This is a genomic window from Pseudarthrobacter sp. R1, from assembly GCF_024494415.1.
Lineage (GTDB): Bacteria > Actinomycetota > Actinomycetes > Actinomycetales > Micrococcaceae > Arthrobacter.
The window spans coordinates 747,959-773,200 of record NZ_JAMKFI010000008.1 but is presented as its reverse complement, the minus strand read 5'-3'; the positions used below and the strand labels follow the sequence as shown (position 1 = coordinate 773,200).

The 25,242-nt window shown below is 57.5% G+C and carries 20 protein-coding genes and 1 pseudogene; 10 read left to right on the top strand and 11 right to left on the bottom strand.

The genetic code is table 11. The annotated features are described in order from the left end of the window. Positions 1–184: 184 nt before the first annotated feature. On the bottom strand, positions 185–589 hold the full coding sequence (locus M8J71_RS14380) for a hypothetical protein (RefSeq protein ID WP_256248525.1): 405 nt from the start codon (positions 587–589) through the stop codon (positions 185–187). Between the two features lie 4 nt (positions 590–593). Between M8J71_RS14380 and M8J71_RS14375 the strand changes: the two genes are divergently transcribed. Then, the gene (locus M8J71_RS14375; protein ID WP_256248524.1) at positions 594–2,801 is read left to right on the top strand and encodes an FG-GAP-like repeat-containing protein; all 2,208 of its coding nucleotides are present in this window, start codon (positions 594–596) and stop codon (positions 2,799–2,801) included. Between the two features lie 1,306 nt (positions 2,802–4,107). Here M8J71_RS14375 and M8J71_RS14370 read toward each other — a convergent pair. Then, a complete protein-coding gene (locus M8J71_RS14370) occupies positions 4,108–4,554 on the bottom strand; it encodes a GtrA family protein (protein ID WP_256248523.1) in 447 nt (148 codons plus the stop codon). A gap of 260 nt (positions 4,555–4,814) precedes the next feature. Here M8J71_RS14370 and M8J71_RS14365 point away from each other — a divergent pair, with 260 nt between their 5' ends. Both M8J71_RS14365 and M8J71_RS14360 read left to right on the top strand, forming a co-directional pair. Further along, positions 4,815–6,779 carry a DUF7657 domain-containing protein gene (locus tag M8J71_RS14365; protein ID WP_256248522.1) on the top strand — a complete coding sequence of 655 codons (1,965 nt, stop codon included), beginning with the start codon at positions 4,815–4,817 and terminating at the stop codon, positions 6,777–6,779. Positions 6,780–7,098: 319 nt separating this feature from the next. Further along, on the top strand, positions 7,099–8,355 hold the full coding sequence (locus M8J71_RS14360; RefSeq protein WP_256248521.1) for a lipopolysaccharide biosynthesis protein: 1,257 nt from the start codon (positions 7,099–7,101) through the stop codon (positions 8,353–8,355). Positions 8,356–8,397: 42 nt separating this feature from the next. On the opposite strand, the gene M8J71_RS14355 is transcribed toward M8J71_RS14360, so the two are convergent. The 4 genes from M8J71_RS14355 to M8J71_RS14340 are packed head-to-tail and all read right to left on the bottom strand — an operon-like array spanning position 8,398 to position 12,632. Beyond that, positions 8,398–9,390: a glycosyltransferase gene (locus tag M8J71_RS14355; RefSeq protein ID WP_256248520.1), complete on the bottom strand. Its 993-nt coding sequence runs from the start codon at positions 9,388–9,390 to the stop codon at positions 8,398–8,400. Positions 9,391–9,401: 11 nt separating this feature from the next. Beyond that, positions 9,402–10,826: a sugar nucleotide-binding protein gene (locus M8J71_RS14350; protein ID WP_256248519.1), complete on the bottom strand. Its 1,425-nt coding sequence runs from the start codon at positions 10,824–10,826 to the stop codon at positions 9,402–9,404. A gap of 3 nt (positions 10,827–10,829) precedes the next feature. Next, positions 10,830–11,828 (bottom strand): dTDP-glucose 4,6-dehydratase, encoded by a 999-nt coding sequence (rfbB, locus tag M8J71_RS14345; RefSeq protein WP_256248518.1) that lies wholly within the window; start codon positions 11,826–11,828, stop codon positions 10,830–10,832. Positions 11,829–11,864: 36 nt separating this feature from the next. Next, entirely contained in the window at positions 11,865–12,632 is a 768-nt protein-coding gene (locus tag M8J71_RS14340) for a glycosyltransferase (RefSeq protein WP_256248517.1), read from the bottom strand. A gap of 248 nt (positions 12,633–12,880) precedes the next feature. Between M8J71_RS14340 and M8J71_RS14335 the strand changes: the two genes are divergently transcribed. From M8J71_RS14335 to M8J71_RS14310, 7 genes and pseudogenes are all read left to right on the top strand, one after another. After that, a complete protein-coding gene (locus tag M8J71_RS14335) occupies positions 12,881–13,639 on the top strand; it encodes a glycosyltransferase family 2 protein (protein ID WP_256248516.1) in 759 nt (252 codons plus the stop codon). Beyond that, complete coding sequence (locus tag M8J71_RS14330) at positions 13,633–14,016, top strand: DUF2304 domain-containing protein (RefSeq protein WP_256248515.1); 384 nt, start codon at positions 13,633–13,635, stop codon at positions 14,014–14,016. Before M8J71_RS14335 ends, M8J71_RS14330 begins: the two co-directional genes overlap by 7 nt. Before the next feature lie 14 nt (positions 14,017–14,030). Then, positions 14,031–14,918: a glycosyltransferase gene (locus M8J71_RS14325; RefSeq protein WP_256248514.1), complete on the top strand. Its 888-nt coding sequence runs from the start codon at positions 14,031–14,033 to the stop codon at positions 14,916–14,918. Next, positions 14,902–15,255: pseudogene (locus M8J71_RS23650) on the top strand (glycosyltransferase); the annotation flags it as partial. The gene M8J71_RS14325 and the pseudogene M8J71_RS23650, both read left to right, overlap by 17 nt. An 87-nt stretch (positions 15,256–15,342) precedes the next feature. Continuing rightward, positions 15,343–15,840 (top strand): hypothetical protein, encoded by a 498-nt coding sequence (locus tag M8J71_RS14320; RefSeq protein ID WP_256248513.1) that lies wholly within the window; start codon positions 15,343–15,345, stop codon positions 15,838–15,840. Between the two features lie 71 nt (positions 15,841–15,911). Beyond that, a complete protein-coding gene (gene rfbA / locus M8J71_RS14315) occupies positions 15,912–16,775 on the top strand; it encodes a glucose-1-phosphate thymidylyltransferase RfbA (RefSeq protein WP_256248512.1) in 864 nt (287 codons plus the stop codon). Positions 16,776–16,831: 56 nt separating this feature from the next. Further along, entirely contained in the window at positions 16,832–18,817 is a 1,986-nt protein-coding gene (locus tag M8J71_RS14310) for a DUF6541 family protein (RefSeq protein ID WP_256248511.1), read from the top strand. Positions 18,818–19,704: 887 nt separating this feature from the next. Here M8J71_RS14310 and M8J71_RS14305 read toward each other — a convergent pair. The 5 genes from M8J71_RS14305 to glf form a co-directional block, all read right to left on the bottom strand. After that, positions 19,705–19,884 (bottom strand): SGNH hydrolase domain-containing protein, encoded by a 180-nt coding sequence (locus M8J71_RS14305; protein WP_256248510.1) that lies wholly within the window; start codon positions 19,882–19,884, stop codon positions 19,705–19,707. A 351-nt stretch (positions 19,885–20,235) separates the two neighbouring features. After that, positions 20,236–20,961: an ABC transporter ATP-binding protein gene (locus M8J71_RS14300; protein ID WP_256248509.1), complete on the bottom strand. Its 726-nt coding sequence runs from the start codon at positions 20,959–20,961 to the stop codon at positions 20,236–20,238. After that, the gene (locus tag M8J71_RS14295; protein ID WP_256248508.1) at positions 20,962–21,843 is read right to left on the bottom strand and encodes an ABC transporter permease; all 882 of its coding nucleotides are present in this window, start codon (positions 21,841–21,843) and stop codon (positions 20,962–20,964) included. Continuing rightward, on the bottom strand, positions 21,840–23,864 hold the full coding sequence (locus tag M8J71_RS14290; RefSeq protein WP_256248507.1) for a glycosyltransferase: 2,025 nt from the start codon (positions 23,862–23,864) through the stop codon (positions 21,840–21,842). The genes M8J71_RS14295 and M8J71_RS14290 overlap by 4 nt, the downstream gene beginning before the upstream one ends. After that, positions 23,861–25,048 (bottom strand): UDP-galactopyranose mutase, encoded by a 1,188-nt coding sequence (glf, locus tag M8J71_RS14285; RefSeq protein ID WP_256248506.1) that lies wholly within the window; start codon positions 25,046–25,048, stop codon positions 23,861–23,863. Before glf ends, M8J71_RS14290 begins: the two co-directional genes overlap by 4 nt. Positions 25,049–25,242 lie beyond the last annotated feature (194 nt).

Below are 25,242 nucleotides of genomic sequence, written 5' to 3'. Positions count from 1 at the left end.
AGCATCCCCAAAGGCACCAGTAGCACCTCTATTTCCACCAGCAACAGGGTGCTATGGTGAGCGCGTTAAATGTCAGAATCTTCTGTCCGGCTAATTCCTGGGGAATCAGCCGGAGCAGCAAACCAGATGAGGGCTCCTGGGAGCGCCTCATTGTCTCCGGAGCCAATATGAAACGGAACCTGTCTCAGTCCCGTCGCCCCGCCATGAAATCGCTGGCTGTCATCCTGCTGGCTAGCTCCTTGGTGGCCGGCCCAAGCCTGGTGGGCGTTGCCTCCGCCGTCGAACCCCCTCCGACGCCGACGACAAGCTCGCCAACCGGTTCCGCCGAAAGTAAAGCGGCAAGCGCCAGGGAAACTGTAGCGCCCGGAGTGGGGCCGGCACCTGCTACAGAGCCTGCTGGCAAGGCAGTCGAACCGGCGCCAGCGGAGGCACCTACTCCCTCGCCCTCTGCAACGACCACCAAATCCATGGCCGAGGCGATTGGTCCCGGCGGCGCTGAGATGGGGCAGCGTTCGGCCCGGGTCACGGCGTCCGCTTCGTCTGAGTCGATGAGGCGGCTCAGCACGGAGTCGCTTTCTTCCGAAGGCACGTGGATGCCAACCTTTGGCGTTCAGGGCCTGGACGTCAGCGGTCACCAACCCAGCGTGGACTGGCAACAGCAGTGGAACATGGGCTCAAGGTTCGCCTACGTAAAGGCCACGGAAGGAAATTACTACACCAACCCGTCGTACAGCTCGCAGTACCAGGGCTCTCGAAATGTCGGTATGATCCGCGGTGCGTACCACTTCGCTATTCCCAACTGGTCTTCCGGAGCGGATCAGGCCCGTTATTTTGTACAAAACGGCGGGGGCTGGTCTGCTGACGGATATACCATGCCGCCTGTCCTGGACTTCGAGTTCAACCCCTATGAAGGCCGGACGATCAACGGTTTCTACTTTGGCAACACGTGCTACAACATGTCGCCGGCCCAGCTGACTTCCTGGGTGCGGGACTTCGGCAACACCATGCAGGCGTTGACCGGCCGGCTGCCGGTGATCTACACCAACACAAGCTGGTGGAACCAGTGCCTGGGTAATCCTGCGGGCTTTGGCGACTACCCCCTCTGGGTTGCCTCCTACCCCAGCTCCCCTACCAACAATGCCGGGCCGGTTCCCACAGCCAGCTGGAGCACCTACAGCATCTGGCAATACAGCAGTACAGGACCTTTCGCGGGTGACTCCAATGTCTGGAACGGGGACTACTCCCAACTAAAGACCTTCGCAACAAGCGGGGCTTCGCGTTCGTCTGCAAAGATCTCCCAGGTTGGGGACTCCAATGGTGATGGTCGGCCGGATCTGATCGCCCGTCGTCCGGATGGATCCCTGTGGGCTCACCGTGGAACAGGCACTGGCAGCTACACTGCGGGTCAACTGCTCGGCACTGGCTGGAACATCTATGACATGTCTGTGGGCGTGGGTGATTCAAGCGGTGATGGTAAACCTGATCTCATTGCTCGTCGGCCTGATGGGACACTGTGGTTCTATGCCGGCGACGGCGCCGGTAACTACAGGGCGGCTCGCCAAATTGGTACCGGCTGGCAGATCTTCGACACCATCCAAGGTGCCGGTGACACAAACGGTGATGGCTTTGCCGATGTTATCGCCCGACAGCCTGACGGCGCTCTCTGGTTCTACGCCGGTGACGGCACCGGAGGATACAGAACGGGGCTGAAGATCGGTGCCGGCTGGCAGATCTACGACCAAATCATCAACAGCGGCGACCTCAACGGGGACGGAAAGCCCGACCTCCTGGCGCGTCGGCCCGACGGGACGATATGGTTCTACGCCGGCGTCAACACCACCACATACCAGAACGCACGACAGACCGGCACGGGATGGGGTGTCTACGACCAAATACTAGGTGCCGGCGACAACAACAACGACGGCAAAGCCGACCTTATCGGCCGCCGCCCCGATGGCAGTCTCTGGTTCTACGCTGGCGACGGAATGAGCAAGCTAACCGACGGCTACCTATTGGCAGTCCCCGTCGGCTCCGCCTGGGACAGCCGTGAGCGCCTTAGCTCCGTTGGGGACTCCAATGGTGATGGTCGGCCGGATCTGATCGCCCGTCGTCCGGATGGATCCCTGTGGGCTCACCGTGGAACAGGCACTGGCAGCTACACTGCGGGTCAACTGCTCGGCACTGGCTGGAACATCTATGACATGTCTGTGGGCGTGGGTGATTCAAGCGGTGATGGTAAACCTGATCTCATTGCTCGTCGGCCTGATGGGACACTGTGGTTCTATGCCGGCGACGGCGCCGGTAACTACAGGGCGGCTCGCCAAATTGGTACCGGCTGGCAGATCTTCGACACCATCCAAGGTGCCGGTGACACAAACGGTGATGGCTTTGCCGATGTTATCGCCCGACAGCCTGACGGCGCTCTCTGGTTCTACGCCGGTGACGGCACCGGAGGATACAGAACGGGGCTGAAGATCGGTGCCGGCTGGCAGATCTACGACCAAATCATCAACAGCGGCGACCTCAACGGGGACGGAAAGCCCGACCTCCTGGCGCGTCGGCCCGACGGGACGATATGGTTCTACGCCGGCGTCAACACCACCACATACCAGAACGCACGACAGACCGGCACGGGATGGGGTGTCTACGACCAAATACTAGGTGCCGGCGACAACAACAACGACGGCAAAGCCGACCTTATCGGCCGCCGCCCCGATGGCAGTCTCTGGTTCTACGCTGGCGACGGAATGAGCAAGCTAACCGACGGCTACCTATTGGCAGTCCCCGTCGGGAGTATCTAGACGATATGTAGCAGGAGGTGGCGGGCCGGTCGGGGCCCCGGGCATGGTCCTTCTGAAGGCCATTGTCGCCGGAGCGTATCCGGAACGTCCAGCTTTTATGCGGTCCCGTCCCGAATGGTGGATGGTGGACGCTCTGGATCCTATTACCGGCACTGATGGCCTCTGCCAGAAGGCCCAGGAAGTGTGGATTAGGGGCTGGAACCTCCTTTTCAAGCAAGGCATGAGTTGCCTTCCACACTTGGCGGACAGGTAGAGCCACATTTGAAATTTGGAGGTTCCAGCTACCTTCGAACGTACAAGCGTCGGCTTGGCCAGGTTCCTGCTTGCTGCCAGGGACACCGTGGTCGCAGCACCGTCGAAGCTCCAGAGCCCGTCCAACTCCTGTTGCGGCAGGGCATCGTTTATTCGGGCGGGCGGTCCGGCAGTTGACCTATGAGTCCTCCGTTGAGGCGATGCATGAGATTTCGGACCGACGTGACTGCCTCGATCAAGCGATCACCGCAATGGCATATGGAAGCGAATACATGCCGATTGTCCGTGCCCTGCAATGCCTGCACGGCATCTCGACGCTGACCGCATTGGACTTGCCCTGGAGATCGGTGGCTGGGACCGGTTCACCGGCTCCGCAAATGGCGCTTACCTCGGACTGGTTCCAACTGAGCATTCCTCCGGACAGTCCCGGTCCCTGGGTCCATCAATCCGGCAGTCTGAGGGCGACCATCTTAGGAGGTCCTCAGTGTCCCAACTAATCTGTGCTGACCCCACCAATGTCTGCGGGTGAGGTGTCTGATCGCAAATCAAGGCCGGCCCGTGTCCGGCGCTGCTGAACAGTTCAATTATTCCTGGCCCACCGCCCGGCGCGGGGCGGGGCGGAGCGTTATGCCGTCATAGGTGCACCAGGGATGGGCCGGACATAGCGGCTATAACCAAAGAAGAGACTGGTTACCTTCAGTACGACAGGAACTTGTCAAGAAAGACTGGTTGCAACCTTGATGCCGGGGCGGTGTAATTAGCGTGCACTTCACCGTTGTCGCGTCGCTCCGTGAGAAGCAGCCTCCGGTAGGCGCAGACCGGACCGCGCAAGCTTCCTCGCCAGAGATGCTCGTGGTGGGTAAGGCGTTGGCGGACTCGGTGAACACGTCGTGTCCCAGCGTGACCATGTGGAAGGCAAAGATCAAGTTTGGCGTTGCGCGGCAATCAATTCCGCAGGGCCTTGCAGAAGCCGCGGACTGCCTTCGCTGTCACCCTCCTGGCATCTGTCGGACCAGCAGCGGAGGATTGCGTTCCAACAGATGCAACGATTGCATCACTGCCGCGGGACTACGACTCCTTCATCGTTTTGCTCGCGTTCAGATGCATTGGGTTTGAAGATCCAATGCTTGTATAACAAAAAGTTCCATGCAGTCGTCATTATCGTCGAAACGACCTTGCCCAGCTGGTAGCCCGCGCCGAGCAAGTCGAAAACATTGACTATAACATCAATTGCCAGCGTGTTGAACACTACGAGGAGGCAATATTTGATGAAACTAACACTCTTGCCGTTATCAGCACGGAAAGTAAAAATACGCTGCAGCGCGTAATTGAAACCAAGGCTGGTGAGGAAGGCAATTGGAGTTGCAAGTACAAGATCGACTAAGAATACCTCGTGGAGAAGCATGAGCAGCCCGAGGTCAATGACGAACGAAACTCCGCCAACCATAATGAATCGCGCGATCTCGCTATCAAGCACAATCTTGGAATGCCGTTTCAGCACTTATCCTCTTATTTCAAGTTGGACGGCGCCGGTTTGGCACACGCTGGGCGTAAGGACCATCACGGTCAATGATCGACAGCTCGGCTAATGCGTTGCAACATCAGGAGTCGAGACCGTTCAACTGGCGGGCCGTTCGCGCCACTAGGGCTAGGGTATAGGCTAGCATACTAGGGTTGTCGGAAGGCTAGGCCGCTACTCCGGGCTGCATCGCGACAGCGTGACGCCACCGACGCCCAGCTTCGATTCCCTAGGACCAACGTTTGACTGCCATAGCATTATCAGCGCCAGAGCTTGCCGCTCGAAGAAAGTCGTTCTTTTCGCAATTAGGGAAGAAAGACAACCCCCTTCGGATCGCGGTCATAATTCTCTATATCGCTGCCGTGGTTTTGGGTGCTACCACTTCATCTATAGGTATGCCGACGCTCAGGGAGAATCCAACTGCTCCACTGGGCCTTCAACTAGGTGAAGCGTCTCCTATTCGGTCAGATGAGTACAATGCTTTTTCACCTATTGTGCTTTCAATTATGGCGACAGGGGCTGCACCGACTACAAGCGTCCTGGCCGCTCCGGCAGACTTAACTCACCGCTATTCTTCCGGCGGGTTTTTTGAGACTTTGGTCTTTTTTGACTCCTCTTTGCTCTATACCGCCTCGTTCTTGCCGGACGCAATGGTTTTTGCAGCCCACTGGTGGCTGCCAGCGTTACTTCTATTCCTTTTCCTGCCAACTTGGTTTGAGCAAGTCGGCTCAAGCCGTCGCTGGGGTTGGATGGCAGCTTTCCTTATAGCACTATCGCCGGCGGCTTCATGGTGGACCATGATGCCCATTCAGTTAATCGCTTACACGATTGCTGGTTCCAGTCTCATTCTGTCCGCTTATCGAAGATTCACTGCGCATCAACGTGTCGTACCTGCTTTGCAGTGCCTCGCAGCCGGAATATTGATCGCGGGACTGCCGAGCTTTTACATCCCTTGGTCTCTCGTTCTAGGCCTGCCCATGCTCGTCGCAACAGTCGCCTGGGTAATTGCACATCAGGGACAGTGGAAGCCGAAGCTGCTGGCCTTGGGCTGCTCAGGGTTAACCGCCATGATTTTCGCAGCTGGGATGCTGTGGGAGAACCGCGAAGGCATCAACGCCCTGCTGCAGACGGTCTATCCCGGCTCCAGAAGGTCGACAGGAACAGCCCAATCCTTCGCCTTGCTTTTCGGGGCACCTGGCCTGGCCCCGATGCAGGACATGCTTCCCGTCGGCATCAACCAGAGCGAGCTGTCAACAGCCTTCACCATAACTTTTGTATGGGCAGTACTATTGGTCGTCAATCTGAATTTCTTCGGACAGCTTCGTGAGAACATCGCTATCATCGTAGTTGCCATTTTCGGCCTTCTTTGGCTCCTCTGGTGTACCGTAAATTTCGGTGAAAGAGGTACTTCCATACCGCTCCTGAACTATGTACAGCCCGCACGGGCGGCCCAAGTGTGCGGCATTTTGGGTTCCATACTCGTTTGTCTATTGTTGGCTCGCTTGCCACGCAAGGTAAATTGGAAGCTTCCCCTGACAGCAGCCGCAAGTTGCGCCGTTGTCACAGCGTACGCCGTGTCTTCGCTTCAATTGTCCTACCTCCCCGAGATGTCAAGGTCTTCGATTGCCGCCGCTGCCTTTGCCGTTGGGCTATGCGTTTTCTGCGCCACTAAATTTCCCTCCAAGGTGTGGCCAATAGTGCTGACTTCTGTACTGGCAGCAGTTCCTGTTTATAGCGCCAATCCTTTGCTGTTTGGGCTTGGTGATCTGCGGGATTCAGAAACTGCCAAGTATCTTTCAGCCGAGGGCAAGCGGGCAGCTGAAACCAATGGGGTGTGGGCCTCGGACTTCGGCCCATTCGACACGGTAATGCTGGCCAACGGAGTCCCCTCGATGAGTGGACTGCAGCGTTCAGGCCCCGACACCGAGCAATGGAAGAAGTTGGACCCTGACGCCAGCCACGCCAATGAGTGGAATCGTGGAGGCGGATTCATCCATTTTCAGTGGGCAACAACAGGGGAACCTATGACCTTTGAAGCGCCCGTGCCTGACACCACTGTTGTCCGCATAGATCCTTGTGATCTGAAACTCCGCTGGCCCAACCTTCAGGCAATATCTTCCTCTCAGAGTCTGGATGCAGCTTGCCTCATTCCCGAACGGACGTTGACATGGTCCGGCAAGGAGTTCTTCGTATACAAATTCCAGTAGTTCGGTTGTCAGCATTTCTTCTGAAGTGTTCATGCCTGGGAGATATCAACTATCGGATCAAGCATGGTATTGCACACCGTCCTCGGCCATGAGCAAGTGGCAACGGCACGGAACGGAGTTCTGGAAGACGGGCACTGAGATTTCGGGCGATATCCCTATTGCCCGACGGTTTGATGTCACCTATGGGAGGGGGTCAGAATGCGTTTCCGCTCTTCCTCCCGTAGCGGCTTCGCCCACTAGCCTAAAGGCAAGCAAATACGCCGCGGTTGACCATGACCGATCGGTTGCGTTCAAACATCGTTAGATTGGAGAACTGCATTTGGCTTCCAAAGCCGTTCCTGCTTTGCTGCGACGTTTCGGCAGCTTCGCAGCATCCCTTGTCTTCTCAACCGGAATTAACCTACTCGCTATCCCGTTCGTCATCTCGACCCTCGGCAAAGAGACCTGGGGCGAGCTGGCCCTGGCGCAGGCAACGGCGGCGATCTTTGGAATCATAGTGGCCTTCGGCTGGGGCACCGTGGGGGCTGCTTTGGTGGCCTCACTGCCAGCGCGCGAGCGGCCCCAGATGTTCCTCGACTCCTTGGTAAGCAGGACGTACCTCTTCTTTATTGCTGCACCTGTGATGTTTGTTGCGATGCTGTTGCTAGCGAGAGTTGAACCCTTGGTCGCGGCCTTGGCATCAGTGAGTTATGTCCTGCCTTTTGCTGGAGCCTCCTGGTTCTTTATCGGCCAGGCAAGACCGTGGAGGCTGTTCCTCTTTGATGTTCTCCCCCAGGGCCTCGGTATCGTGACCGGCGTCATACTGATCCAGTTCTATCCCCAGCCCATCGTCTTTGTCCTGTCGCTGCTGGTTTTCAATCTTTTGGCGGTCGTCCTGGGCGGGGTCGGGGCATTGTCCGGAGCAACGCAGTCCCCGAAGGCCGACTTCCGCTTCGTCCCTGCCATGAAGCGCCTCCGGGATCAGAAACATGGGGTCATAGCAGCGGGAACGGGTAGCCTCAATAGCAACCTACCCATGCTAGTTGTCAACCAGTTGGTTACCGCTGCACTCCCCCAGTATGCCTTGGCCGATAAACTCTTTCGTTTTGCGGTCGCCGGGTTCGGACCGATACTCCAAGTAATTCAAGGGTGGATTCCGGAAGCCGGGCCAGCCCGCAGCTCCCTTCGGATACGGACTGTAGCAAGGCTTACACCCGCAGTTGGACTGCTTGCGGGAACTCTACTGGCCGTGCTTACTCCTTGGGCGAGCGCGCTTTTCTCCGGAGGCGCTATTACCATCGATTACAGTCTTAGCATCCCTTTCGGCGTTATTCTTGGCGGGGTTCTGGTCGCGCAGGTTGTTGGCCTCGCCTGCCTTATCCCGCTGGGCAAGGGTGCAGCGTTGGCCAAATCGACAGCAATCGGGGCAGCTTTCAACATTCCAATGATGTTTGTTCTTGGGACTTTTTTCCAAGCTCCCGGAGTTGCTTGGGCAGTAGGCACCGCTGAGTTGGTCGTGGCAGGTTATCAACTCGCGGTTGTGCGCAGCAGCCTGAAGCATCTAACGCTTGTGGAAGAAGCGGATGCCTCCCGGTGACTGACATGTCGGCGCGGACCGAGATATACGCCGTTCGGCGAACTATCCCTTGCGACTCCTTGGAAGCAGTTCAAGCGGCGCCCCGGCAACGAATTCCAGAAAACACGGCAATGCGATGTCACCGTTCCGGAGCCCGGAGACAAGTGCCTTCCAAGGCCTTACCAAGTGATGGCCCGTCTCAAAAGCCGCTACTCCGGCGCCACGATCAGCAATGTCATCACCAAGGCGCCTTCGCAGGGTATCGGCCATCACTCCTCGCCAGCCGAAGCTCAAGTCATTTGCCGTCCTGAGCATCGCGGCTGGACTGCTACTGCCTTGAAACCTCCGGGACAGGGCAGCCAAGTGCGCTAAGGACTTCGCAACACTCTTCCTGCTACCGACCTCGCCCAGAACATTCCCAGCGTGCTGGACATAGTCCTGCACGACATCATCAATCACAAGTGCGTCGCCGGTGGCCTTGGCACAAACAGCCAACCAGTGATCATGAACCTGCGAAACAGTGTTCAGCCGGGGGAAGGGGAGAGCAAGATCCAGCAGTTCGCGGCGGAAAACGCACAGGCTTCCCGTCACCTGGTTCTGGGCCAGCAATGCGTCCAGCGCAACGTTCTTCCGCTGCGTTGACGTTGCCACCACCTTGTTTTCAGGGAGTCTGATGACGCGTGCTTGCGCCGCCACCAAGCTGACATCGTTCAGATGCGGAAGTAGTTTTTCGATCTTAGTCGTGTACCAAGAATCGTCCTGATCAGACAGCGCCACCCAATCGGCTTCGGAAGGGACGTTCTGAAGAGCCCTCTCAAAGTTTCCGAAAAACCCCAACCTGTCATCGAAGCCGACAACTTGGAACCTGTCGTCACCGGCCAACTCCCGGTCGACAAAGTCGCGGACTTCATCGAATCCACCATCTGCCGAAATAATGCAGTGAAAGTTTGAGTGCGTCTGGTGCTGGATGGACCGCAACTGGGTAGCGAAGAGCTCCCAGTCAGGCTGATAAGCGGCGAGTGCCACCACGCCGAAAGAATTGGCATTGAAGGGCATGACTTTTACCGCTATTCCGCCAGGGCGGACTGGCCGAGATACGCTTTCAGTGCATCCCGGGCAGGTCGAGGCTCGAAACCTGACTGCTTGATCTTGCCCAGATCCAGCACACTGTTGAGGGGTCGTGGCGCTGCTGCCTTGCCATGGAAATATTCCTCGGTCGTGACGCCCGTGACGGCGGAACGCTCACGCCCGGACAGTTCGAAAACGTCCCCGGCTATTTCAGCCCAAGACTGCGGCTTACCGTCGTTACTGAGGTTGTAGGTTCCATAGGCCGCGTGGGAGTCCAAGAGGTGACGGATACCCGCCGCGATGTCTTCCGCAAAGCTGAGCCGGCCAATCTGATCATTGACTACCGACGGCTCAATACCTCGCTCTGCCAACGAATCCATGACTCGGACGAAGTTGTTCCCTTCACCGATAACCCAACTGGTCCGCACGATATAGTGGCGCGGAATCACATTCACGATGGCATCACCTGCCGCCTTGGTCTGGCCGTACACGCCGAGGGGCGTAAACTCCTCGTCCTCGGTGTGAATATCCCGGGAACCATCGAAGACATAATCCGACGAGACGTGGACCAGCGTCAGGTCTTGTTCGACGGCGATCTTTGCAAGACGTGACACAGCCGTCACGTTGTTGGCCCAGGCAACTGCGCGGCCTTCTGCTGTTTCCGCCGCGTCCACTGCGGTGTATGCCGCTGCGTTAATTACGGTTGAATAGTTTTTCCAGTTGCGGGCGGAGAAGGCCTCTGCACTGGTGATATCGAACTCAGCCCGCCCGGCGAACTCTACGGAAGCATCGCCGTCGTACAGTCTCCGCAGCGCCCGGCCAAGCTGGCCGTCCGCGCCCAGGACCAGGACCTTCTTTGGAGGCATCGGCACGACGTCCGTCAGGCGTGGGTGGGCTTTGTCTTTATCAGACAGCTCCGCCTGGGCCAGGGAAATGGGCCAATCTATGCCAGCGGACTCGTCGGCGAGGTTGAGGAACGTGTACTGGCCCTGGGCATCGGCCGTCCAATGATCATTAACCAAGTAGGTGTAGGCCGTGTTGTCCTCAAGGGTCTGGAAGGCATTGCCGACCCCGCGCGGGATGAATATGGCTTGGCTCGGGTCAAGTTCAGCAGTGAAGACAGCCCCGAACGTCGGCCCTTGTCGAAGATCAACCCAGGCACCAAAAATTCGCCCCGTGGCTACAGAAATGAACTTGTCCCAAGGCTCCGCATGGATTCCGCGGCTGGTTCCTGCCTTCTCGTTGAAGGAGATGTTGTTTTGCACAGGCCGGAAATCAGGCAGTCCGAGGGCAACCATCTTTTCCCGCTGCCAATTTTCCTTGAACCAGCCTCGGTTGTCGCCGTGAACAGGAAGGTCGTAGAGAACTACTCCCGGAATTGACGTTTCGTGCGCGGTCAGCTTCTTGGAGAACTCGATCGCCATCGTTTACTGGCCCTGTTCCGTGTACTTGGCTTCGGTGGCGGCCTTCTGCGGGCGCCACCAGTCTTCGTTATCCCGGTACCAGGCGATGGTGTCCTCGATGCCGGCGTCGAAGTTCGAAAACCGGGGTTCCCAGCCCAGCTCGTCGCGCAACTTGGTCGAATCGATGGCATAGCGCAGGTCGTGGCCCGGCCGGTCCACCACGTGGTCGTAGGCCTCCGGGGACTGTCCCATGTGCTTAAGGATGAGTTCGACGACGTCCTTGTTGTTCTTCTCACCGTCGGCGCCGATCAGGTAGGTCTCACCGATCTTTCCCTTGGCGATAATGGCAAGCACGGCCGAGGAGTGGTCGTTGGCGTGGATCCAGTCACGGACGTTCTCGCCCTTACCGTAGAGCTTGGGCCGGATTCCATCGATCACGTTGGTGATCTGGCGGGGGATGAACTTCTCCACGTGCTGGTACGGGCCGTAATTATTTGAGCAGTTGCTGATGGTGGCCTGCAGCCCGAAGGAACGAACCCAAGCGCGGACCAGCAGGTCAGAGCCGGCTTTCGTGGAGGAATACGGGCTGGAGGGGTTGTAGGAAGTCTGCTCGGTGAAGCGTTCAGGGTCATCCAGTTCCAGATCGCCATAGACCTCGTCGGTAGAGATGTGATGGAAGCGCTTGTTGTGCTTCCGCGCCGCCTCAATAAGCGTGTACGTGCCAATGATGTTCGTGTCCAGGAACGGGCGCGGATCATGCAAGGAGTTGTCGTTGTGTGACTCGGCCGCGTAATGCACCACCACGTCCGTGCCGCCGACCAGCCCGTCCACCAGCTCAGCATCGGAGATGTCTCCCTGGACAAATGTGAACCGGTCCTGCGGCAGGCCCTGCAGGGACTCCAGGTTGCCGGCATACGTCAGCTTGTCCAGAACGGTGACATTGTTATCGGTGTTCTCGAGAACGTAGTGGACAAAATTGGAACCGATGAACCCGGCACCGCCGGTGACAAGGAGATTCTGCATTAAGCCAGCTTACCCAACCTTCTTTGGCGGCCTCTATCACTCGTCACTGCCGGCAACCCTACGGGTCCTCCGGAATGCCTCGATCATGAGCCTTAAAAGCATGATGCGTGCAGCTGCTATCCTCCGCAGGGACCTCCAACCTGCTGGTGTCTGATTCTCGCCATGCAATCTCCGGAAGACAGTCGGCTCGTCCAAATGGGCGACAGAGCGTGCCATATTGCCGGAAATGGCCAACCACAGGTCATGCGACTCCCGTACAAAGGGTGGGATCGGCACCACCAGTCCTATGGCATCACGCCGGAACCCCATAGCGCAGCCGTAATATGCGCGGTAGCCGATCAGAATTCCCCAAAGATTGGCCAGGTTCCTTCTTGAATCCGATGAGCGGAGCTTGGGAATCCACGGACGGGGACCGCCGCCCAAAATTTCGAAGTTGCTGGCAACTACCTGGGCAGATTCCAGGGCTGCCAACATCGCCGCCATGCGCCCCTCAATCCAAACGTCATCCTGGTCTGAGAGAAAGATGAACTGACCGCGGCTGAGCCGGATGGCTTCCTCGAAGGTGCGGACGTAACCCCGATTTTGCGGTGCCACTATAAGCCGCACCCGCGCGTCTTTCACTCGTCCCACAATGGAAGCGGTTTCGTCAGGCGACGCATCGTCAACCACGACCAGTTCGTCGTCGGGCCCCAACTCGCGCAGAATGGACGCCAACTGCTCCTCTACGAACTTGCTTCCGCGGTAGGTTGCCATGCACACGCTCGCCCGTACTTGCGTCGGGTGCCCGGACGCTGCATAGTTCATTTTCGTACTCCACATGGATTGGTGACTAACTCCGGGTGACGGACCCTGTCTCATCCTACGTGTCCATAAGGAGCAAGGATTGTGCCTTGTTGTTGCCGTCACACGTCTTCAGGTCTGCATCCGGCGCGGAGCCCGCCCCGGTTGTACCGTCCAAAGCTGCATTTTGGTTGAAGCGAGGTCAGGGCTGCATTGCGCTCCAAGCCTGCAGTGGCCCGTATCGCCCCGGGCCGTTGATATATTGGAGCCCTATGAAAACTGATACCTCTGGGCGGGTCCTAGTCATCATGCCTGCCTGGAATGAGGCTGAATCCGTAGGAAATACCGTCCGCGAAGTCCTGTCCGTGGGTATGCCCTATGACGTTTTGGTCGTAAACGATGGCTCGAGGGATGACACGGCCACGCTGGCGGAGGCCGCAGGCGCAACCGTGCTGAACCTTCCCTTTAATCTTGGGGTGGGGGGAGCAATGCGGGCGGGATTCAAATACGCACAGCGTATGGGGTACCGGCGAGTGATCCAGGTCGATGCCGACGGGCAACACGACCCCCGGAATATCGCGGAGGTCCTTGAGGGCCTTGAGTACGCGGACATATCCATCGGTGCCCGCTTCGCCGACCGAGGCGATTATGAGGTGAAGGGCCCTCGCAAGTGGGCTATGCAATTTCTTGCACGAGTGATCTCCGGACTGGCAAAAACCCGGCTCACGGACGTAACCTCGGGCTTCCGAGCAGCAAACGAACGTGCCATCAACCAATATCTTGACCACTACCCCGCCGAATATTTGGGCGACACCATCGACTCTTTGGTCGTGGCTGTCCGTTCGGGCTGCACGGTAACTCAGATACCCGTTGCTATGCGGCCCAGGCAAGGTGGAACGCCCAGCCACGACCCCGTAAAAGCCGCCATTTATCTAGGACGTTCGGTCTTTGCCTTACTCTTTGCGTTGACGCGCAAGAGGTCAAAGCTCCAGACATCAGACCAGACCAGTCAGGAACCAGCAACATGCTGAACGTCGCTGCTTTTATTCTTGCCCTAGCCATAGTAGGCGTTGTTTTTGAGATGCTCCGACGGAAGAAACTCCGTGAAAAATACGCGGCGCTCTGGCTTTTCGTCGGTACCGGCACGTTGATTCTGGCTGCCTTCCCCCGGCTCCTGACAATCGTGACTGAGTTCTCAGGCGTGCAACTCCCATCGAACCTTTTGTTCATCATCAGCATCCTCCTGCTCCTGGGTGTTTGCCTCCACTTGTCCTGGGAAATCTCTGTCGTAGAGGATGAAACGAGGACGCTGGCTGAGGAAGTTGCAATCCTTCGAACCCTTATCGAGGCGCTGCCTGCAGGGGAAAAGCAAGAGGGCAAGCCCACAAATTTGCCCGGCTCGCCTTAGAGAAGCGCGAGCAAATGGCACTGGACATATTCATCCCTTATTGGGGTGACGTGAATTACATGAAGCAGGCAGTTGATAGTGTTCTGGCCCAGGATAACGATGACTGGTTGCTGACGGTGGTGGATGACGCGTATCCAGGTAATGAAGTGCGACGGTACGTTGAGGCACTGAGTGACGAACGTGTCAGGTATCTGCGAAAGGAAACCAACGAGGGCATAACGGAAAATTTCCGGACATGCATTTCCCTTGCAACTCAAGACATTGTCGTCGTGATGGGTTGCGACGATGTCCTTCTCCCCAACTTCGTCGCTGTCATTCAAAAGGCCGGCGCCAATCATCCAGAGGCGGCGATAATACAACCAGGCGTACAAGTTATCGACGAGGGCGGCAACGAGACGAAGCCCCTCACCGACCTGGTCAAGCAGCATATGGTCAAGCCCCGGGGAAGAGGCCAAAGGCTCGTCAGAGGTGAACAGTTGGCCATAAGCCTCCTCCATGGCGACTGGTTGTACTGGCCGTCCCTAGCTTTCAGGCGGGACAGCATCAGCAAGTTTGATTTCCGCGACGGATTTCCCGTCATCCAGGACCTGGCACTCGTGATGGATATGGTTCTGGATGGCGCCGTGTTGCTCATCGAACCCGAAGTGTGCTTCGCGTATAGGCGGCACACCCGCAGCGCCTCCGGGGCGAAGCTCCTTGACGGATCGCGATTCGAAGGCGAAAGGGACTATTTCGCTCTTGCGGCCAAACTTTGCGACGCTAAAGGCTGGAGCAGAGCAGGCAGGGCAGCGCGACTCCGCCTGACATCCCGGGCACACGCCCTGCTCTATGTGCCTTACGCCCTCCGTCGGAGGAGAAGCGACACACTCAAAGGATTGGTAAACCATGCCTTCGGAAAGTGAGGTGCGGAGGACAGAGCACCGCGCTGATCCTGCGCCCCTGTCCCAAGTAGCCTGTGTGGTGACGGCTTTCCACCCCTCAGCCGAACTTATAGCTAACGTCAAAGCACTTGTGGCCCAGTCCGGCAGGGTCATTGTGGTTGACGACGGAAGCGGCCCAGGTTACGACCATATTTGGGGGCAAGTTGCGGAAGTTGGCGCCGAGGTTGAGCGTCTCGCAACAAATTTTGGCATCGGGGCAGCCCTCAACAGGGGGATAGAATCTGCACGCCAAACACCTGACATTGGCTATATCATCACAGTCGACCAAGATTCGACGCTCCCAGCGGGCTATGTCCAAGCACTCCTTGCGGGCGAGGCTACTGCTCGGGCACGTGGACTCGCCCCTGGACTCATAGGCCCTGCGCGTATACGCGGTAATCCAGTTATGTCCGCAGGAACGCGCAACGGCGTTGTTCTGGGAAAGGAGCCCATTCAGTCGGGGCTGATGATCACAGTGGACGCCTTGGAGCACATTGGTGCTTTTCAGGAGAAGCTGTTCATTGACTTAGTGGACACAGAGTTCTACCTGCGTGCAACCGACGCCGGTTGGTCAACCATCCTTGCCGATGCAGAGTTCGATCACTCCTTGGGAACTTTTGTTGAAGCACGCGTGCTTGGACAGCCTGTAAACCTTCCTGCCGGTCCCCTCCGGGTGCGTACGGCCGCAACATGGCGTTACTACTACATATTCCGGAATAGGATTCTTGTCTCGCGGCAATATGCGAAGCGCCACCCCACTTGGGTTGCTACTGGTTTGTGGGCTGATCTTCGACATCTTGCTTGGGTCACCAGTCTGGCGCCCGGCCGCACATCACGACTTGCGGCAGCGGCGGCCGGTGTCAGAGACGGCCTTCTGGGGCGCAGCGGCAAAAGGCCAGTTTGACGTGAGGACAGCTACTCGCCTGTGGGCCCCAGGTTTTGCTGACAAGTGAGCCGTAGGAGAGGATGTAGTCCATGCGTGGAATTATTCTGGCCGGCGGCACTGGATCGCGGCTACACCCGATTACTCTCGGCATCAGCAAACAGCTCGTCCCCGTGTACGACAAGCCGATGATCTACTATCCGCTTTCCACGCTGATCCTCGCAGGAATTCGTGACATCCTGATTATCACCACCCCACATGATGCAGAGCAGTTTCAACGACTCCTAGGCGACGGTTCCCAATTTGGCATCAACCTGACCTACGTCCAGCAGCCCTCCCCCGATGGGCTCGCACAGGCGTTCATCCTTGGTGCCGACCACATCGGTGACGATACAGTCGCGCTGGTGCTGGGAGACAACATATTTTATGGGCAAGGTATGGGTACGCAGCTGCGCCGCCATTCAAAGATCAACGGCGGAGCAGTCTTTGGCTACTGGGTAAAAGATCCCAAGGCCTACGGCGTCGTGGAGTTCGACGATAACGGAAAAGCGCTTTCACTGGAAGAAAAGCCGAAAAAGCCACGAAGTCATTATGCGGTTCCCGGACTCTACTTTTACGACAATGACGTTATTGAGATCGCAAAAAACCTTGAACCATCTGCGCGCGGCGAGCTCGAGATCACAGACGTTAACCGGACATATCTTGAACGGGACAAGCTCCAGGTAGAGATCCTGCCCCGCGGCACTGCTTGGCTGGATACCGGGACCTTCAATGACCTCAGCGACGCATCGAATTTCATTCGCACTGTTGAGAACCGCCAAGGACTTAAGATTGGGGCTCCCGAGGAAATCGCATGGCGTCAGGGTTTCCTGACCGACGACGAGCTTCGACACCGTGCGGAGCCTCTCGTTAAGAGCGGATACGGCAGCTACCTATTGGAACTTTTGGAGGACTAGGGTTTGCGGCTTGAACCGCACCCACCTTCTACTTGCCGTCTTTTCGTGGAGTCCTCATGAGTTGGTTTTCTGTCATTCCGCTGGCTGCCGTGTGCGTAGCCCTATTGTTGCTGCCCGGCACGCTAATCATCCTGGCTCTTGGCCTCCGCAACCCCGCATTTATTGCTGTTGCTCCCCTTCTGACAGTGAGCATTGTGGCCGTCACTGCGATAGTTGCTCCATCTGCCGGGGCAGAATGGTCCCTCCTCCCCGTGGCAGCTGCCACCTGCCTGCTCGCGGCCGTCCTGTGGGCGGGCCGGCAATTGCCGAAATTACGCCAGCCATCTCGATCATGGCGCTCAGCCCTTGGCGCAACCAAGCGTATGCTGCTTACAGCCGGTGTCGGCTTGGCAATAGGAGCGGGATCCATCGCCTATCAGCTCCGCACGGCCTTTGGTCGACCGGAAAATATTTCTCAGACGTTCGACAACGTCTTCCATTTGAATGCAATCCGGTACGTGCTGGAGACCGGAAACGCCTCGTCCATGACTCTCACCGGGATGACTAACGGGGAAAACCCGCCATACTTTTACCCGGCGGCTTGGCACGCCCTGGCATCGCTCCTCGTACAATTGACCGGCACATCGATACCGGTGGCCGTCAATGTCCTAAGTCTCTGTGTAGCGGCCGTAGTCTGGACATCTGGGTGCATGTTTCTCGTGCGTTCATTAGTCGGCTCCAACGCTATAGCCGTCGGCGCCGCAGGCGTTTTGTCGGCTGGCTTCGGCTCCTTCCCGATCCTTCTGCTAGATTTCGGCGTACTGTATCCAAACTTTCTTTCCATAAGCATGCTCCCGGCTGGTTTGGCGTGCGTGAACCTGTTCTTCGGAACCAGCCAGCTTCGGCAAATTGGTCCCGTAGCTCGCTACAGCCTGGCACCACTCACAGCGCTTGGTGTCGCGATGGCTCACCCAAATGGAGTGGTGTCACTTGTAGCACTGTCAGTTCCGATACTTATCACTGCCTGGATTTCTCTAGCAATTGCACGCCGTCGATCAGGCGTAAGTCCCGGATTGACCATCCTCACTGGGGTTGGATTGCTCGTCGCGTTAGCCGTCGTTGCAGTCATGTGGATGTTCATAAGACCACCATCTGAGGCGGCAGCCTGGCTACCCGTGCAGTCCCCGGGGCAAGCTGTGGGGGAAGTGCTTACAAACTCAGCCATGCAGCGACCTATTGCTTGGGCCGCAAGTACCATGGTCGTCGTAGGACTAATTTTTGTAGTTAGGCACTTCTCCACAATCTGGATAGCGGCTTCTTTTCTCATTGTCGCGGCCCTCTTCGTCATTGTGTCCGCGGCTCCTGCTGGCCCGTTCCGAGATGCAATGACCGGAGTCTGGTACAACGACAGTAATCGTCTAGCAGCCCTTCTGCCCGTAGCAGGGGTTGCACTGGGTGCTGTTGGTGCAGCGTGGGCGTTCGAAACTATGCAGAAGAAAATTTCAAGCAGGCTTAGCGGATCGCCTAGTGACAGGTGGATCGATCGACGCGCAGTTATTGTATGTGGCATCTGCCCAGTCGTACTGCTCGGCCTCCTTGGATTACTTCAAGCGAGACCGCTGGAAGCTCCCGTGCGTTCCGCACAGGCCAACTATGCAACAACACCCGATTCTCCCTTGGTTAGCTCGGACGAGATGGCGTTGATCGCCGACATGGACAAATACGTCCCAGAAGACGCAACAGTCGCGGTGAATCCGTGGACGGGCGGTGCGATGGCCTTTTCCTTGGCCGACCGCAATACGACCTCAAAACACACACTCACCACCTACACAAAGGCCATTGAACTGTTGAACGACAAGTTTCGGGACGCAGCAAACGATCCGGCTGTCTGCCCCGTTGCACGTGCCTACAACGTCCGCTATGTGCTGGATTTCGGGAAGAACGAGGTCCATGGCGGAAATCATGGCTTCCAGGGACTGCAGATTCCCGACGCAACACCTGGATTCAAGCTTCTCGCTCGACGTGGTGACGCAAAATTATATGAAGTTACAGCCTGCGACTGAGGGCGTACAAATTGCCGCAGAAAAAGTAAGCAATGGCTCAGCACCTGATGTCTCGGCTTCAGGCTTGGGAAGAGCGAACCCACGTAGGGCTCCTGTCTCCTTGAGAAGGACCGGGGCCAGGGACATGGCCTCTGTAGTAGAGGAGTGGTCAACGGAAGACGAGGACATTGCCCATAACGGGCAGGACATAGCTGCGACCGGCAGAAGTAGTCTGCCAGATTTCTGATGGATACCCCTTCAACTTGATCCGCTGCCCTTGCCAATTAGGTCTTCCCTACCCTGGCGCGGCTGAGTTAAGGTGGCGCGGCGCTGAGTGGAATCCCGTTGCGAACCCATCGCACGCACAAGCGGATCGACAGAGCGGCTGAAAAGTACTCCCCCACTACTACGCAGGAACATCCCTACGTGTCAGGCTGGAACGGTACCAACGGCTCATAGCAAGTCCGTTTAATCGCGTGGGACGAGAGCCAGGAATCCAGTGATCATGTCCAGTCCAGTTTTGAGTGCAGTACGCGAAGATAGTGCTGTGAGTAGTAGTAGTAGTAGTAGTAACGGGCCTCGGGCCGGTGGTCCTCTGCGTATACCGGCCGGATCATGGCAACGTTCTCCCGGAAGCAGGCCGGGAACCCCGTTCAGCCCACTCGATTAAGCAACACGGTCCCAGGCATCCGCGGATTCCCAGCAGCAGCGCCCGAACTGCCGGTTCCACTGCCTCGATCCCGAAGTCCCCAGCCGCGCCGCTATCGTTCTCATCGACTCACCCTTGGCTAGATGCAACAGTCACAATGGCTCACTTTTCGATCGTCACCGACAGCGCTGAAGGAAGTGTGCAATGGCGCAACACCCCCTCATGTCCGCTGCCTGCCACGGGTTGGGCGAGGCTCTGTTCAAAGCTCCAGTCTCCTTGCAAGGACAGGGGCCAACGACTTGGCGAATGTATTAGTGAGGTGATTGTCTCGAAAGACCAGGACATTGCCTATAACGGCAGGACATAACTGAGACCGGCAGAAGTAATCAGCGAGATCTACGACCTCTACCCCTTCAACTTGATCCGCTGCCCGTTTCAACGGGTCGTCGAGGCTGTCTTCAGGCGGCTAAAGTACGTGGCATTGGGTTGAGTCAGCTCCTTTTAGCTGGACGCAGTCCAGGGCGGAAAACCTTGGGTATGGACTGTCGAGGACAACAGCTACGCGCAGCCCCGCGCTTCGAAGGGGACTTAATAGGTCTACATAGCCGTTCGCTAACTTTTCCGCCCCCAGCCCCACTCCTATGCGTGCTCATAGCCCTCGGGCACCATGCCGGAGATAACCACCAAGTCTGGGCGCAGGCCAAAATCCGTTGCAGCGACAACTTATTCTGATCGGAACAATTATGGTAAACGGAATGCGGACGCAGTGTAGTAGCCAGGAAAGGGACCGTCACGTCCGCAGCATCGCGACGGCGTCGTGGATAGCCCCGTCAAACCTCACGTTGCCGTGCTCCAGCAAAATACCCCGTTCACAGATACGTGATACAAGGTCCAGGTCATGACTAACCACTACCAGAGTCTTTCCTTCACGGGCCAGCTCCTGAATTTTGTCGATGCACTTCCGTTGGAAAGGCTCATCTCCAACGGCCAGGATTTCATCAATCAGGAATACTTCAGGGTCCGTGTGGACAGCAACAGAGAATGCGAGTCGAAGGTACATTCCCGAGGAGTAGAACTTAACCTCAGTGTCGATAAATTGCCCGATCTCCGAGAACTCGACGATGTCGTCAAAGCGTTCCTTGACCTGCTGCTCAGTCATGCCCAGGATGGCACCATTCAGAAACACATTATCCCGGCCGGACAGATCGGGGTGGAACCCGGCGCCTACCTCAATGAGGCCGGCAACTCTGCCCCTCGTCTTTACGGTTCCGGAGTCAGGAAGCATGACTCCGGAAATATGCTTCAGCAGGGTAGATTTTCCGGAGCCGTTCAGGCCCAGCAGCGCAACTGTTTCGCCCGTCTTTACTTCCACCGTGACGTTTTTGAGGGCGTGGAACTTTTCGGACAGATCCCCTTTGCGGCCCTTGGCCAGCCACACTACGGCTTCCTTAATGGACCGCGTATGGCGCAGCACGAACTGCTTACTGATGTCAGAAACCTCTATTGCGTTTACCACTTACAGCTCCTGCGCGAAGCGGCCCTCGAGCCGCCTGAACGTATATTGCCCGAGTACCACCATTGCCAGAGCGACGCCCAACCCCAAGGGCAACCAGAGGCTGAACAGGTCCGGTGGCATGGCAGCGGTTCCGTCCGTAGTGGGGAACCAGAAAGCATAGTGGAAAAGTTCAACTCCGATGGTGATCGGGTTCGCCTGGTAAATCGCATACCCCGTGCTGCCAAGCTTTTCCTGAACCATGGTCCAGGCGTACATAACCGGTGAAGCCCAGGTCGCCACCATCAACAACATGTCCACCAGGTTTTCTGAGTCCCGGAAGTAAACGTTGGCCGCGCCGAACAACAGACCTAGCCCTGTGGCAAGCATCCCCACAATGAGGAAGCCTGCAACAGCGGCAAGCAGCTGAACGAAATTGGGCTGCCAGCCGGCGAGGATGCAGCCTATAACGAGAACCACCAACTGCGGGAAGAAGTGAACCGCGGACACCCATACCGACGCAACTGGAAACAGCTCCCGGGGAAGGTAAATCTTTTTGATCAAGTTCCCGTTATTGACGATGGACCGGGCTGCGTTTCCCAAAGCTTCCGAGAAAAAATTAATCAGTACAATCCCCGAAAAAAGGTATACGGCGTAGTTGGCCAACCCTTCCGGGTTACGGGGGCTGCGCTCCAGCCCAAGGAACACACCCAAGGCCACGTAGAAGACAACAAACTGCACACCAGGCTTGACGTAAGACCAGAGCAGACCCAGTACCGAGCCGCGGTATCTGACCTTGAGTTCTTTCCTCACCAAAAGCTTGAGCAAAAAACTCGACTGCCTGATATCGCGCAAGCCACCTCCAAGACCAGGAGTTGTCAGTTCAGCCGGAGATACGGCACTCACTTGATCTCGTTCTGGGTGTGTTGCTCGAACGTCTTCCTCCAGGATTCGATGGAAGTAAGGTCCTGCAGCGCGGACTTGTATTTCTTGCTGAGGGCTGGCCAATCCTTGAGCAAAGCGGCATGAAGACGGGCGCTTTCGGCCAGCATTGTCCTGAGCTGCTTGGGATCACGCCGATACCAGGACGCGCCGGTTCCTTCCGCGTTGGAGACCACAGCGCTGTCGTACTGTGCCATGCGCCACCAGCGGTTGTCCTGGTGCGCGACTGTTGTCTGGGGGCGCTCAGCGCTTGTTCCCTTGACAGGACTGGCCAACTGCCGGGCGACTGTCTTGGCTGCCCATGGCAACAGGGTAATTTTCGATGGCTGGGACGGCCCGTGGCCACGGCGCGGTGGCTTGTCCATCTTGGGAGCAGGAAAGTCTTCAGGATCGGGACGGAATACGGCATCCGAGTGGCTTGACATCATTTCGCGGATCTGCGGCAGCTTCGACGGCAGCAGATCAGGCAGTTCCCCCGGCCCCTTCAGTACGTCTTCCAAAGCCCACTGGCGGCCCTGAGCCGTAGCGTATTGCATCGAAACAAGATGCTTTACGTCGGCGTACTGGGATTCCTTGATGACGCGGCCACCGAACTCATAGGGGCTGTGCAGGAGAGCCGCCACAACCCTGTTCCGGGCATGGAAGTATGCCTGCCAGCCCACAAGGTCGTCCTTGTCGATCCAGGAAACATGCCAGACGGCCGAGCCCGGAAGCGAGACAGTGGGGTAACCGGCCGTTTTAGCTCGGAGTCCATATTCGGAGTCATCCCACTTGATGAACAGCGGGAGCGAAAGTCCGATTTCCCGGATCACCTGGGTGGGAATCAGGCACATCCACCAGCCGTTGTAGTCAACGTCGCACCGGCGGTGCAGCCAGGATGTCTGGCGAAGGTTGGATGACAGGAAGTCGTGTCCGAGGATCATGTCCTCGCTGGGGAGGGACGGCTGGAACCTGTAGGGGTTCACAATCTCGCCAAAGGTGTGCAAAACAGTACGGTTGTACAGGTCAAACATGTGTCCGCCCACGAGCGTGGGGGTTTTGCAGCGGTCGGCGAAGGTCAGCAGTCGAATGATGCTTTCAGGTTCGACGACGACATCATCATCCATCAGCAGAACGTAGTCGCTGCCGTTCTCCACAGCCTCGAACATGCCCCGGGCGAACCCGCCCGACCCGCCCAGGTTCGACTGGTTGATGATGCGAAGTTTTCCGTGCAGCGACTTCTTAATGTCGTCGAAGCCTTCTGCTTCGGAAAGCTTCTGCGTACCTTGGTCAACGATGAGGATCTCTTGAACGTGCTCGATTGCCTCCTCGCTCTCGGCAAGAAGCCTGAGATTGTTGAGGCAGAAGTCAGTCTTGTTCAGCGTGGTGATTTGAAGGGTGACGGATCCCGGCTTGCTCTCTGTGGCCGGACCCTGCCACTCAGCGTCGAGCATGATGAGCGGCTCTGTGCCGGCAAGCAAGTCAAACCAGTACCAGCCGCCGTCGCCGAAGGGCGCGAGCGAGAGCTCAAAGTAGTTATCGGCAATCCCCTCAACCCGCCGGGTGTCCACGCGCTGCAGAGAGCCCCGGGCGTTGGATTTATACACGATGACCGAACCCGTGCCCTGTGTCCGGACTTGCAGGCGGATCTTGTCCACTGTGGTCCAGCGCCGCCAATAACTGGCGGGAAATGCGTTGAAGTAGCTGCCGAAAGAGACCCGCTCGCCTGAGCGGACGGACGTCGAGTGCCGGGAAAGGAAGTCCTCGACGTGGGCTTCCTTCGCCGGGCTGCTGAATGCCCGGGCCCTTGCGACGTTTCCGTCCCGGTCACCCACGGTGGGCAGCTGAACGCCGGTAGCAGTCCCCATGTCCATGTAAAGCGGTACGGTGTCCATCTGGCTGGCGCTCGGAAGGATTACCCGCTGCAGGGTTTGCCACTCGCTGCGGACGTCCTCTGATGAGGCCTTCGGAGTGTTCTTCTTCTTGCTTTCGGTTGAGACACTCATGCGTCCACGCCTCCGCTTTCCAGCTTTACGCCGCTTTCAAAGTGCGGCCGGATCTTGTTGTCGAACATGCTCAGAGCAGAGCCGATGGCCATGTGCATGTCGAGGTACTTGTACGTCCCCAGGCGCCCGCCGAACAGAACGTCCTTTTCGGAAGCCGCCAGGTCGCGGTACTTGAGCAACCGGTCACGGTCTGCAGAAGTGTTGATTGGGTAGTAAGGTTCGTCGCCCTTCTCAGCGAAGCGTGAAAATTCGCGCATGATGACGGTCTTCTCCGTCTGGTAGTCCCGCTCGGGGTGGAAGTGGCGGGGTTCGATGACGCGCGTGTAGGGCACGTCCTCGTCGTTGTAGTTCACTACAGAAGTTCCCTGGAAGTCTCCGACCTCCAGAACTTCTTCCTCGAAGTCGATGGTGCGCCAGGAGAGGTCGCCTTCGGCGTAATCGAAGTACCGGTCGACGGGGCCGGTGTAGACCACAGGGATGTTGCCAACGACTTTGCTCTTGCTGTATTCGTGCGAGTCGTCAAAGAAGTCAGTGTTCAGCCGAACATCAATATTCGGGTGCTCGGCCATCTTCTCGATCCATGCTGTGTAGCCGTTCGTCGGCAGGCCCTCGTACTTGTCGTTGAAGTACCGGTTGTCGTAGTTGTACCGCACGGGGAGCCGCGAAATAATGCCAGCCGGCAGGTCCTTAGGATCCGTCTGCCACTGCTTGCCTGTGTAGTGCTTGATGAACGCCTCGTACAAAGGTCGGCCGATGAGCTGGATACCTTTGTCGTTGAGATTCTGGGGATCGGTTCCCGCAAGCTCGCCAGCCTGTTCCTGAATGAGGTCGCGGGCCTGACCAGGGGTCATATTAGCGCGGAAGAACTGGTTGATGGTTGCCAGGTTGATGGGCAAAGAGTAAACCTCGCCCTTGTGTACGCCGTAAACCTTGTGTACGTAGTTCGTGAAGGTGGTGAATCGGTTGACGTACTCCCACACGCGTTCGTTAGACGTGTGGAACAGGTGGGCACCGTAACGGTGTACCTCGATACCGGTTTGCTCTTCTTTTTCGCTGTAGGCATTGCCGCCGATGTGGTGGCGGCGGTCGATGACGACGACCTTCAAGCCGAGCTCAGTAGCGGCCTGTTCTGCGATTGTCAGGCCAAAAAAGCCGGACCCTACAATGACGAGGTCAGCGGTCACAAAATCTCCTGGTTTGAATGCGGGCAGCGCAATGGTGCGCATTGTCTGCTGCTCTAGCCTACCCGAGGCATTGCGGCACACGTCGAATCAAGCGCCCATGCAGCCCTCCTGTAGGTCGGCCGGATGAATGCCCCTGCTTCCAAGTCCGCCGGTTTGTAAACCCTTGCAGTTGTCGCCCACGCTCCAAGCGTCGG